The organism is Massilistercora timonensis (assembly GCF_048354975.1).
GTDB lineage: Bacteria > Bacillota > Clostridia > Lachnospirales > Lachnospiraceae > Massilistercora > Massilistercora timonensis.
Genome location: NZ_DBGCJQ010000103.1, coordinates 1 through 11,885, shown reverse-complemented (window position 1 = coordinate 11,885; position 11,885 = coordinate 1). Strand labels below are relative to the sequence as shown.

At 51.5% G+C, this 11,885-nt stretch carries 10 protein-coding genes; 1 reads left to right on the top strand and 9 read right to left on the bottom strand.

Going from position 1 to position 11,885, the window contains the following annotated elements:
• The 7 genes from ACML7B_RS09460 to ACML7B_RS09430 form a co-directional block, all read right to left on the bottom strand.
• Positions 1-591, bottom strand: a 591-nt coding sequence (locus tag ACML7B_RS09460) for a tRNA-guanine transglycosylase (RefSeq protein ID WP_418540910.1), incomplete at its 3' end; no start/stop codon positions are given.
• Positions 592-610: 19 nt separating this feature from the next.
• Entirely contained in the window at positions 611-2,371 is a 1,761-nt protein-coding gene (locus tag ACML7B_RS09455) for a L,D-transpeptidase family protein (protein WP_418540908.1), read from the bottom strand.
• Between the two features lie 128 nt (positions 2,372-2,499).
• Positions 2,500-3,330 carry a glycyl-radical enzyme activating protein gene (locus tag ACML7B_RS09450; RefSeq protein WP_418540906.1) on the bottom strand — a complete coding sequence of 277 codons (831 nt, stop codon included), beginning with the start codon at positions 3,328-3,330 and terminating at the stop codon, positions 2,500-2,502.
• Between the two features lie 2 nt (positions 3,331-3,332).
• Complete coding sequence (locus ACML7B_RS09445; protein WP_418540903.1) at positions 3,333-5,558, bottom strand: pyruvate formate lyase family protein; 2,226 nt, start codon at positions 5,556-5,558, stop codon at positions 3,333-3,335.
• Positions 5,559-5,600: 42 nt separating this feature from the next.
• Positions 5,601-6,362 carry an ABC transporter permease gene (locus ACML7B_RS09440; RefSeq protein WP_418540900.1) on the bottom strand — a complete coding sequence of 254 codons (762 nt, stop codon included), beginning with the start codon at positions 6,360-6,362 and terminating at the stop codon, positions 5,601-5,603.
• 67 nt (positions 6,363-6,429) lie between these two features.
• Positions 6,430-7,521, bottom strand: a complete 1,092-nt coding sequence (locus ACML7B_RS09435) for an ABC transporter substrate-binding protein (protein ID WP_418540898.1) — start codon at positions 7,519-7,521, stop codon at positions 6,430-6,432.
• 59 nt (positions 7,522-7,580) lie between these two features.
• Positions 7,581-8,315, bottom strand: a complete 735-nt coding sequence (locus ACML7B_RS09430; protein WP_418540897.1) for an ABC transporter ATP-binding protein — start codon at positions 8,313-8,315, stop codon at positions 7,581-7,583.
• A 318-nt stretch (positions 8,316-8,633) separates the two neighbouring features.
• On the opposite strand from ACML7B_RS09430, the gene aroC reads away from it, so the two are divergent.
• Positions 8,634-9,734: a chorismate synthase gene (aroC, locus tag ACML7B_RS09425; RefSeq protein WP_418540894.1), complete on the top strand. Its 1,101-nt coding sequence runs from the start codon at positions 8,634-8,636 to the stop codon at positions 9,732-9,734.
• A 119-nt stretch (positions 9,735-9,853) separates the two neighbouring features.
• Here aroC and ACML7B_RS09420 read toward each other — a convergent pair whose 3' ends face one another.
• Both ACML7B_RS09420 and ACML7B_RS09415 read right to left on the bottom strand, forming a co-directional pair.
• Positions 9,854-11,521, bottom strand: coding sequence for a nucleoside kinase (locus ACML7B_RS09420; RefSeq protein WP_418540891.1), 1,668 nt, complete (start codon positions 11,519-11,521; stop codon positions 9,854-9,856).
• 16 nt (positions 11,522-11,537) lie between these two features.
• Positions 11,538-11,885, bottom strand: a 348-nt coding sequence (locus ACML7B_RS09415) for a Nif3-like dinuclear metal center hexameric protein (RefSeq protein ID WP_418540888.1), incomplete at its 5' end; no start/stop codon positions are given.

Here is an 11,885-nt window from a genome sequence, read left to right as displayed (position 1 = left end):
CACCCCTCCCTGATTGATGCCAAACAGCATCTGGTGGGGATTGATGGTGTCCGGAAGAGCATTCAGCCGCTCCATCTCCGCCTTGCAGCGCCTGAGCCACCGGGCTGTGCGGTCCACGGAGCGCTCAATGTAATCCCGGTCCAGCGTGCTGGAAGGACATTCGTCAAAGGCCATGGCAATGGTGGAGGCCAGGTTGGACTGGATCTGCATACTCTCCTCCGGTCCCATGAAGATCTTATGTCCGTCGATATGGGACTGGAAGTACACTCCCTCTTCCTTGATCTTCCTCAAGCCCGCCAGGGAGAATACCTGGAATCCTCCGGAATCTGTAAGGATCGGCCTGTCCCACACCATGAACCTGTGAAGCCCGCCCAGTTTCTTTATCACCTGGTCCCCCGGGCGCACATGGAGATGGTAAGTGTTGGACAACTCCACCTGGGTGCCGATCTGTTCCAGATCCTCTGTGGAAACGGCGCCCTTGATGGCGGCCACAGTTCCCACATTCATAAATACAGGGGTCTCAACGACCCCATGTACTGTGTGAAGCCTTCCCCTCTTGGCAAGGCCGTCACGCTTTATCAATTCATACATCCTGTTTCCATCCTTTGTCTTAGTAGTGGACAACTACCGGCGTCCCGTCTGAGATCAGCTCATACATCTTAGCCGCCTGATCTGTAGGCATATTGATACAGCCGTGGGACCCGTGAGTCTTGTAGCGGGTTCCGCCAAATGCGGACTGCCAGGAGGCATCGTGGAATCCGATCCCGCCGTTAAAGGGCATCCAGTATTTTACCGGAGATTCGTAGCTGTAAGATCCGTCCGGAAGCCGGTCGCCGCGCAGTACCGCATTCCTGGTCTTGTAGCTTAAAGAGTCCGTCCCCTGAGGCGTGGCGTTTCCTTTGTTGGGATTTCCCGTTACCACCGGCGAATCCAGTACCACCTTGCCGTTCTTGATAAAGTATGCCCGCTGGTTGGTAAGATCTACCTCCGCATAGGTATTTCCGATATCAATGGCTCCATGGCTTGCCGCCCGGCTGGAATATTTGGGCTCCCGGGTAACAGTCTCGCCTTTCTTGATATTCTCTGTCAGCGCCTTGTATTCCTCATCCTGGTTGATCTTCCAGCCATAGGCGCCGCCCTCTACCGTCACCGTATTGCCTGTGGCAGTGGTGAACTTTCTGGATTTTCCTTTGGTGTCATACTTGTCAGCCAGTTCCCCGATATATTTCTTGACCGCCTTCTTGTCGAAGGTGACTTTCATCTTGTCATTTACCTTCACCCACTGAGAGATCACAGAAGCGTCCACCACCTCTGTCTCCGGGTCGAAATCGTAGGTGATCTTAGCCTTCAGATACTCGTTCATCGCCTTGTTGGCCTCGATCACTTCCGGCGAATCTTCTACGAACGCCGGCTGGATATAGCTGCCGGTCTCCGACAGATCCATGGTATGCTGGAATCCGTCGATGCTGGTGCGGATAGCTTCATTGAATACTTCCGTGTTGATCTGTGTCCCCACCACTTCCGGCACGATCTCAAACTGCGTCTCCTTAAACTCCGGATGGGCGTTCACAGACTTCACCTGATTCTCCGGATCCATGCAGGCAAGTCCTTCGATCTGCCTGGCCAGCGCATCTTCATCATATTTTACTCCTACCCTGGCCTCCAGCTCCGGATGATCCCACAGCGCCTTCAGCCACAGGAAATTCTTCTGACCTTTCACCAGTTTCTCGAGCTCGTCTCCCGGCACGTATTCCAGGGAAATATCAGATCCTGAGATCTCCTCTGTATCGCCGTCGGACTCCTCCAGGGTCAGCGTGTAGTCAGCCACCTGCTGGCGCATATACTCTTCTACCTGGCTTACGCTCTTTAACGTTACATCTGTTCCATTGATGGTGGTAAAGAACATAAAGTGACTGGAGAAAAAGAAAGCAAATCCAAGGTAAACCACTGCCAGCACACCAAAGATACTTCCCAGAACGATCGCCAGCTTCTTGCGGAACTTGTGCTTCCGGTAAGCTTTCTCCTCCTCGGTCTCTTCTTCCTCTTCATCATCCTCTTCATCCGGGATCTCCGGGGCTTCCTCTTCCTGAACTTCCTCTTCTGCCTCTGCATTTTCGGTCTCCAAAGCTGTCTCTACAGCGCCGGGGAAGTCTTCCTCGTCCAGAAAATCCTCCTCGTCCGTCTCTGCATCTTCCTCGTCCAGAAAGTCCTCCTCGTCTGTCTCTATATCTTCCTCATCCAGAAAGTCTTCTTCCGTCTCTTCCTCTTTCTCAAAGGCCTTTTCTTTATCCAGATCCTCGTAGATCTCCTTCATAGTCTCCTGGATGATCTCATCTGCATTTTTATCGGTGTTTTTATCCGTATTTCCCATACAAACATACTCCTCTTGCTATTTACAGGCTCACACGCTAACATTATAATATGCATCCTTTCAAAAGTACAGCATAAAATCTTGAAAAAAATTTGAAAATACGGCGTTCTTTTTGTGAAAACTGCGGGTTATGATCCAAACGTCTCGGCCTTCATACCCAGCATCTGATATTTCCCTACTCCATAATCGTGATAGGGCAACTCCTCATGCTGCTCTGGCTTTAGTTGCTCCGCTACAAATCGGCGGATTTTGGACAACTCTGTTTCTTCCATATTAAATCCAGGAATCACCGGTGTGCGCACCCACATGTGGGCTCCTTTTTCCCGAAGCTTTTCTCCGTTCTCCAGGATCTGCCCGTTTGGCACCCCAGTGAATCTTTCATGCAATTCCGGGGTAATACACTTAATATCATACAATAACAAATCGGTATACGGCAGGATGGCCTCAAAACAGGAAAACGGCACGTTCCCGGCTGTATCCACTGCAGTGTGCAGCCCCATTCTTTTACATTCTTCAAGAGTCCTGGCAAGTGCTTCTGCCTGCAGCAGCGGCTCCCCGCCGGAGAAGGTCACGCCTCCTTGGGATACCCGATAGTAATCCTGATCTTTCATCAGTTCCGTCAACAGATCCTCCAGTTTTTCTTCATGCCCCAGCAATTCCAGCGCACGGTTGGGACAGACTTCCACGCATTTCCCGCAACCGGCGCATCTTCTTCTATCAATCCGATGCCCTTCTTCTGAAAATATATGGGCTTCCCGCTCACAGACAGCCGCACAGCTCCTGCAGCCGATACAGGCGGATTCTTTATACTGGAGAACCGGCAGCGCCGTCAGATTCTCCGGATTATGGCACCAGCGGCAGCGCAGATTACATCCTTTTAAAAAGACGGTGGACCGGATCCCCGGCCCATCATCTACAGAAAATCTCTGGATCTTACTGATATTCAAAGTGATACTCATCTCTAAGAAACCTCCGTCCGTTCAATAATCTCATCCTGTGTCACCTTGCACAGGCTGGTGAAATAAGCGCTGAACCCAGATACCCGGACCACCAGGTTCCCATATTGCTCCGGATGTTCCTGCGCATCCAGCAGCGTCTGCCTGGAAACCGAACTGATCTGCAGTTCCAGTCCGCCTCTCTGGAAATAAGTCTCGATCAGATTCCTCAGCTTTCTCAGGTGATCCTCCTTCTCCAGGAAGGTGGGCGTCATCTTCATATCCAGCACCATCCCGTTGGTCGCTTTGGAAAAATCAATACGGTTCAGCGTATTCAGCATTGCCGTCGGTCCATTGGTATCCATTCCCTGCACCGGCCCCATGGAATTGGACAGCGCTTTTCCCTTCTTTCTCCCATCGCAGGTGGCGCCGGTAGCATTCCCCATATGGGAATGATCTTCTACGGAATACATTCCCACCCGGTATTTTCCGCCCCGGGGAGTCTCATATTGCTCTGCGATCTCTGAGAACCGCTCCGTGATCTTCACAGCGATCCGATCCGCCTCCGGCTGATCATTGCCGTATTTGGGACACTGGTTGAGAAGCCGCAGCTGCAGATCTTCATATCCGTTGAAATCCGCATCCGTCGCCGCGATCAGATATTGCAGGCTGTATTTTCCTTCATCAAATACCAGCTTCTTCAAGGCCGCAAGAGAGTCCGCCGCCGTTGCAAGCCCGCACATGTTCAGGCTTGCGTTATTATAAAGAGCGCCTCCTCTGGCAGCATCGATCCCCTGCTCGATACAGCCTTCCATCAGAAGGGAGAAAAACGGGAGCGGATAATTGATCCCGTACATCCTATCCAGCATCTGCGCGCTTGTAAGTCCCAGACGGATATAGAATTCCATTTCCTCCAGATACCAGTCCATCAGTTCATCAAAAGAGCAGATCTTACAAATTTCCTCTTCTGTCCGCATATGAGCCAGTGGAAACTGATCTCCCGAAACCGGATCTCTTCCCTGATGAAACATCAGTTCCAGGATCTTGGGCAGATTTAATCTAGCCATCTCCGTGATGGTATACTCCTTCCCGGGGATCCCGATCTCCACACAGCCTGCAAATGCATATTCCCAGGCCAGTTCTCCGGGAATCCCGGATCGTTCTCTGATCTTCAGACAGACATCTTCATTAAAGAGCGCCGGAAATCCAGTCCCAGTCCTGATCACTTCTGCAATCTCTTTCCAGGCCCGATCCGGAAGATCCCTGGTCCACCGGAAACAGACGGAAGGCTGATCATATTTCAAGGTCTTCGTCACATCCAGACAGATGTAAGTCAGCTCGCTGATACTGCAGCGGCCATCCCCATGGGTCCCGCCCAGCACCAGATTCTGATAACCTTTTGTATTTGCCTTACACTTTGTCCAGAAAGAAGCCACCAGATCCCAGGCTTCCTTCCTGGTCAGCCTTCCCTCTCTGATATCTCTTTCATAATAGGGCGTCAGGTAATAATCAAACCGTCCCAGAGAAACCGAAGAAGGAACACTTTCCGCCAGGATCAGCTCATGCCCAAACCAGTAGAGCTGAATAGCCTCAAAAAATGTGCCGGGTGTTCCTGACGCAATGTGGCTGCAGGCATCCGCGATCCGCACAAGACGCGCTCTTTTCCCGCTGTCTTCTTCCTCCTCTGCCATCTGTCTGGCCTGTCTCTCATAACGATGGATATAATCCACGCAGGCCCGGGCAGCGATCTCATAAGCTTCCAGCGTATCTCTTTTCTCCGGCTCGTCTGTTCCTGCATAAACTTCCCGGATCTTCTCCAGAAGCCCGCCAAATCCCTGCTGCAAAAGCCTCTGATATCCTGCGATAAAATGACCGCAGTGCCAGTGCTTATAGACCCAGTCCCTCACGCAATCCATGAAGACAGAAAGCGTCCGGTATTCTTCCGAATCCGCCTTAAGATGGAGCGCCTCTGCCGTCTCCGCCAGCTGTCTGGGGTTGTCCATCTGTACTTTGGCCGGCTTAAGAGGATCAAATTCCTCCTCCATCTTCACCGGCACTGAAGTATTATAAGAATAATGAAACGAATACCCTGCCAGGGGATCCTCCGGATCGATCCAGATCGCTTTCTTTCGCAGAAATTCCGCGAAACCATAAGCAAATTGTTTCTCCCTGCTTTCCTTTTGATATTTTGCTTCCATTTCCCGGAAGATCTGATCGTGCAGACCAGATTCCCTGACATAAGACTGTTTCATCACGCACGCTCCTTCTTGCCCCAACAACCTTTTCCTGCAATTTTATTCCATTGTCCAGCGCAAAAGCCTTCTCTCGATCAGCTCAAACACCTGGACAACCAGTACCAGAACCGCCACCATGAAGATAAAGCCGCTCCAGACATTACTGTATACACCCATCAGCGAGTATCTTCGGATAAAATACCCCATTCCAAAATCTGTTCCATACATCTCCGCAAATACAAGGACAATAAAGGAACTTCTCAGAGAAGTGATAGCTCCGGAGATAATGGATGGCATCGCCGCCGGAAGGACTACTTTCACCATCTTTTTCAATCCTTTCAGTTCCAGCGTAGCCGCATTGTCCAGATATCTTTTGTCGATCGTCTGAATCCCGGTGATCGTCGCGAACAATGTGGGCCATATGGTATTATATACGATCATAAAAAACGAGGCCGCCCGGAAACTTGGTGCCAGCTGAATGGCGATGGGGGACAGCAGAATGACAGGTATCACGCTGACTGCATATACGATGGGATTCAGTGTTACCCGGATCTTTGTATAGAATCCCATAATGATCCCCGCTGCCAGAGCGATCAGAATCCCCACCAGCAGGGACGGGAAAAGCAGCGAGAAGGAAGCCAGCATATTCTGAAGCATAACCGGCCAGAACTCTGCAAAGGAGGCCCCGATCGACTCCAGACTGACAAATACGAAGGGATCCAGGAGACCCTGATCGGTCAGTATTTTATATGCCAGAACCGCGCCTGCGATAATCACAACTGTGATCCAGTAATTTTTTACAAATGTTTTCAGTTTATTCATCGTTACCTCCACGAAACACAACAGCAACTGAATCCAGTTGCTGTTGTGAAACTGTCGTCAATATGACCTACTGATCTACTTCCTCAAAGATTTCCAGCTGTCTGTCGTAGAATTCCGGAGCCTCGTCGTAATGCTCTTCCACACACTCATCCAGAGCCTGTTTATAGAGATCTACATTTACATGGCTGGAGATATCAATATCCTCCCAGCCATCCTGGAGGGAACCCAATTCTCCCAGATAATTCCATGCTCTTTCTACGGAAGACAGATAAGGATCCACACTCAGCTTCAGATGGTCGTTAGTAACGTATGCTGCCGTATATTCCTCTGAAACATCAATATCCTCTGCCACAAGTTTCGCAGTCTCTTCCTTATTCTCTTCATACCAGTTCTGTGCCCGGATCCATGCCTTCAGCAGATCTTTTACCAGTTCCTGGTTGTCATTAACCCAGTCAGTATTCGCCTCTACACGGCAGCAGGAATAATCCGGCATAATATCGCTACAGAAAGCAACCACTTCCAGAGACGGGTCATTCTGTACCTGATAGGTAAATCCGGTGGCAAGGATCGCATAATCTGCCTCACCGCTTTTCACTGCAGCAACTCTTTCAGAATAATCGGCCAGTTCCACCCACTCAATTTCTGTTTCCGGGTCATATCCCAGATCAAGCAGTGCTCCGGTTACCGCAAAGTTATTCAGGAGACCAGCAACCTTGGTCCCGATCATATCCTCAACACCGTTCCATTCTGTACCCGCCTTCGCAATGATCGGCATACATCCTGTGATCATATAACCGCCAAAGATAGTCAGGTCTGTACCGGATCCAATATACTGAAGGGGAAGATTGGTCCCGTAATTGGAAAGTACATCGATCTTGCCTCCCGCAAGGCCGGTAAATGCATCTTCATATGTAGAACATGGTACATATTCTACGGTAACTCCTTCTTCCTCCAGATATCCCTGCGCCTCCGCAACAATGTTCAGCACATGGGAAGTACTTGGCTCAAACGCAAGACGGACCGTTCTTTCGTCCGCTCCGCCTTCAGCGGATTCGCTCTCCGCAGTCTCCTCTGACGATCCAGATGACGCTCCGCACCCAGCAAGCATTGCAGCGACCATACTCAACATGAGCAGGACTGCTATCACTTTCTTCTTCATTTCTCATTTCTCCTTTTAGTATAAATTTATGCCAAACAAGAACCCTTTCTTGTCACAGCCTATTCCTCAATATGCCGTGCCACGTCGTGGTTGATATACTCGATCAGTTTATTCCTCTGCTTCATGATCTCAGGATCTTCGTACATCTGTTTTCGCTCCGGCTTTTTCTCTTCATCGATCTTACACTCATAAATAATCTGACTTGGAGATTGTCCAAGGACACAGATCCTGGTCCCAAGAAGCAGCGCCTCCTCCACATCATGTGTGACAAAGAATACTGTCTTCCTGATCGCATCTTTCTTCCAGAGGTTCTTCACCAGTTCCTGCAGTTTCGCTCTTGTCACAGCATCCAACGCCCCAAATGGTTCATCCATTAAAAGGATTGGCGGATTCAGGCTGAAGGATCTGGCAATGGCACACCGCTGCTTCATACCTCCAGATAATTCTTTCGGATATTTATCAAACACATCTTCCTTCAATCCCACATCATAAATGGCCTGCAGTGCGATCTTCTTCAGTTCCGTTTTCTTTTTGTCCGGAAACTTCTGCTTCAGAGCAAGCAGGACATTCTCTCCCGCGCTCATCCACGGGAAAAGCCCGTAATCCTGGAAGACCACGCCCCGGTCCAGCCCAGCCTTCTCCACCTTCTGTCCGGAGATCTGAATCTCTCCGGTCGTCGGCTTCTCCAGTCCCGCCAAAAGACGCAGGAACGTACTCTTTCCACATCCTGACTGTCCCAGCAGACACACAAACTCTCCGGTGTTCACTTCCATATCAATATCTTTCAAGATCAAACGATCTGTTCCCGCATACGAAAATGATAAATTTGAAATTTTCACATTTTTCACTTTCAGCTCTCTCCTTGCTCTGAAAATCTTCTCTAAAATCAGGTCCCTCAAATAAACCGGGTATATTTTACCCCTCCTCCCTTCATATTGTCTAATTGAAAAACATCATATATAGCCTGTATTTATAGAGTTTTTCTATTTTTTGGAATTTTCCTGAATATAATGATGAAATTGATATGATTTGCTTTAGATATGAACTTCCTATATAATAAGACTGGAGTGAAACCGATTTAATAGTTTAATACGATAAAAAGGAGTCTATTTATGGCAGGATCAACATACGGAACTTTATTTACCATCACAACCTGGGGAGAATCTCACGGCCCGGCCCTGGGCGTGGTCATCGACGGCTGTCCCGCAGGCCTTCCCCTTACCGCGGAAGATATCCAGCAGTACCTTGACCGGCGCAAACCCGGACAGAGCCGCTACACTACCGCCCGGAAGGAGTCGGACCAGGCTGAGATCCTCTCCGGCGTGTTCGAGGGCAAAACCACCGGGACTCCCATTTCCGTTCTGGTCCGCAACCAGGACCAGCGCTCCAGGGACTACGGGAATATCAAAGACTGCTACCGGCCGGGACACGCAGACTATCCCTTTGATATGAAATACGGTTTCCGGGATTACCGGGGCGGCGGCCGCTCTTCAGGCCGGGAGACCATTGGACGGGTGGCGGCAGGCGCAGTGGCTGCCAGGCTTCTTGAGCGGCTTGGCATCCGTCTCTGCACTTACACCAAAGCCATCGGCCCCGTCTCCGTTCCGGAAGAAGAATATGATTTCAACGCCATCAACACCAACCCGCTGTATATGCCGAACTCCGGATACGCCGAGAAAGCCCAGGCCTATCTGACGGAATGCATAGAATCCCTGGATTCCGCCGGCGGCATCATCGAATGTCAGGTGACCGGACTTCCTGCCGGCATTGGGGAACCAGTGTTTCAGAAGCTGGATGCCTCTCTCGCCAGAGGGATCATGTCCATCGGCGCGGTAAAAGGCGTGGAGATCGGCGACGGCTTCGCTGCCGCCTGGTCCAGAGGAAGTATAAATAACGACCCCTTCCTCTGCCAGGACGGAGAAGTTGTGAAAGAAACCAACCACTCCGGCGGCACCCTTGGAGGCATGAGCGACGGCTCCCCCCTGATCCTGCGGGCAGCTGTCAAACCCACACCCTCCATCGCCCGGGAACAAAAGACCGTCAATTCCCGGCTGGAGGATACCCAGCTCACCATCCAGGGCCGGCACGATCCGGTGATCGTCCCCAGAGCCGTGGTGGTGGTAGAAGCCATGACCGCCCTCACCATCGCAGATCTCTTATTGCAGAACATGACCTCCCGGCTGGACCGTATCGAAGAATTTTACCAGAAATAGTCCAAAAAAGGCAGGGACCGGACGATCACTCCGAGGCTGACGCTTAACCTCCGCGATCATCCGGTCCCTGCCTTTTCGCCAACATACTGGTAAAATCCGGCAAACCTTCTTTTCCTATGCTATAAATGGAAGCAGCCTCCGCCGATGAATTCCCTGAGAAGGGAGTTCATGGGAACCATCTCGCTTCCGATCCCCACGAAATAATCCATGAATTTCAACAGCCGTTTGGCCTCCACGTATTCCGGGCAGTCCCGGTCGATGCCAAAGAGCAGCCGCTCCACATAAGGTTTCAGCACTGCCAGCTCATAGATCAGCGCGGAGTTGAACATCACATCCGCCTCCTCCTGGTATGGGAAGATATTGCGCTCTTCTCCTCTCCGGACAGAGGGCCACATGCGGATCGTCCTCTGGGCGGAAGCCCCCCGGGTCCTGGCGTCCCGCACGATCCGCCGGATCAGCCTGCCGTCTGTGGTGGGGATCCGGTTGTGCTCATCTACATTTAACTGGGTCAGCGCGCTGATATAGATCTTAAACTTGTGGGCATCCGGAAGGCTTTCTGTCAGCCGGGGATTCAGGCAGTGAATACCCTCGATCACCAGCACATCATTTTCCCCCAGCTTCTTGGGCTTATTCCCGTACTCTTTATGTCCTGCCACGAAATTAAATTCCGGGATCACCACTTCCTTCCCCGCCAGAAGTTCTGTCAGCTGCCGGTTAAAGAGTTTCACATCCACCGCTTCCAGACATTCAAAATCAAAAGCTCCCGTCTCGTCCCTTGGCGTTTCATCCCGCTCCACAAAATAATTGTCCACCGCGATGGGATGGGGCACCAGCCCGTTGGCCCGAAGCTGGATGGACAGCCGGTGGGAGAAGGTGGTCTTCCCCGATGAGGAAGGACCTGCGATCAGGATAAACTTAATATCCGGCCTGGACGCGATCTGTCCCGCGATCTCCGCGATCCGCTTCTCCTGCAGGGCCTCCTGCACCAGCACCAGCTCTGTGGCGTCGCCGCCGGTGATCTTGTCGTTCAGCGCCCCCACCGTCTCGATCCCCTGCATATCGCCCCACCGGGTGGATTCCTTCAGCACCTGGAACAGCTTGTTCTGAGGTTCAAAAGGCGGAACCACCTCCGGTTCTGACATTTCCGGCATCTGGAGCACAAATCCCTCGTCGTAGGGATACAGCTTGAAATACTTCAGATACCCGGCGCTTGGGACCATATATCCATAGTAGTAATCTTCAAATTCGTTCAGGCTGTAGATATTGACCTTGGAGACACGCCGGTACTCGAACAAACGCTCCTTGTCATACATGCCGTGTTTATGGAACATCTGGATCGCTTCGTCCGTATGTACGCTCCGCTTGCGGATGGGCAGATCCTCCTCCACCATCTGGCGCATCCGGGCCTCCACCCGTTCCAGAAATGCCTGATCCGGCGTCACATCCCCCTCGATCGTATAATAATATCCCTTGCTCACCGAATAATGGATGCGCACCTTGCCGATGGCTTCCCGGGGAGCCACGTCATAGATGGCTTTCACCAGAAGAAGGCTCATACTCCGCTTATATGTTTTGTGCCCTGCAGATCCGCCGGTGGTCTCAAACTCTACCGCGCAGTCTGCCTGCAGCGTCTTGTGAAGCTCCTGGAGCCTGCCGTCCACGAAGGCCAGCACAATATCGTGGGGATAGTCTTTCTGAAAATCCCGGGCGATCACCTGATAGGAAGTTCCTTCCTCATAGCTTCGCTTCTCCTCCCCCACGGTGACGCAGTAGGTGTTCTTCTCCATAGCCCTTCCCCTTTCTTCAGACCGTCATAAAAGGATGACGGACCGGTTCCGTCTCCACCTTCAGTTCTGGAAAATGCTCTTCCAGATAATTTCTCATATCTTCCACGAAGATATGCTCGATCCCGTAATGTCCTCCGTCGATCACCGCAAGCCCCTGGGCCACGGCGTCAATGCCTTCGTGGTGCCCCATATCTCCGGTGATCAGCACCTGGGCCTGCTGCCTAAGCGCCTCCGGGATCGCGCTTTTGCCGGATCCTGGAAGGATCGCCGCCCGTTTCACCCGCTTGCCGGGATCGCCGAATATCCGCACATCGGGAAGGCCAAAGACCTCCTTCACCTGACGGCCCAGCTCCTCCAGGGTCAT

What these genes read in the sequence shown, in the direction of transcription:
- ACML7B_RS09445 (WP_418540903.1), bottom strand. Translation starts at nt 5,558, where the DNA reads ATGAAACAGTCTTATGTCAGGGAATCTGGTCTGCACGATCAGATCTTC.
- ACML7B_RS09440 (WP_418540900.1), bottom strand. Translation starts at nt 6,362, where the DNA reads ATGAATAAACTGAAAACATTTGTAAAAAATTACTGGATCACAGTTGTG.
- ACML7B_RS09435 (WP_418540898.1), bottom strand. Translation starts at nt 7,521, where the DNA reads ATGAAGAAGAAAGTGATAGCAGTCCTGCTCATGTTGAGTATGGTCGCT.
- ACML7B_RS09455 (WP_418540908.1), bottom strand. Translation starts at nt 2,371, where the DNA reads ATGGGAAATACGGATAAAAACACCGATAAAAATGCAGATGAGATCATC.
- ACML7B_RS09420 (WP_418540891.1), bottom strand. Translation starts at nt 11,521, where the DNA reads ATGGAGAAGAACACCTACTGCGTCACCGTGGGGGAGGAGAAGCGAAGC.
- aroC (WP_418540894.1), top strand. Translation starts at nt 8,634, where the DNA reads ATGGCAGGATCAACATACGGAACTTTATTTACCATCACAACCTGGGGA.
- ACML7B_RS09450 (WP_418540906.1), bottom strand. Translation starts at nt 3,330, where the DNA reads ATGAGTATCACTTTGAATATCAGTAAGATCCAGAGATTTTCTGTAGAT.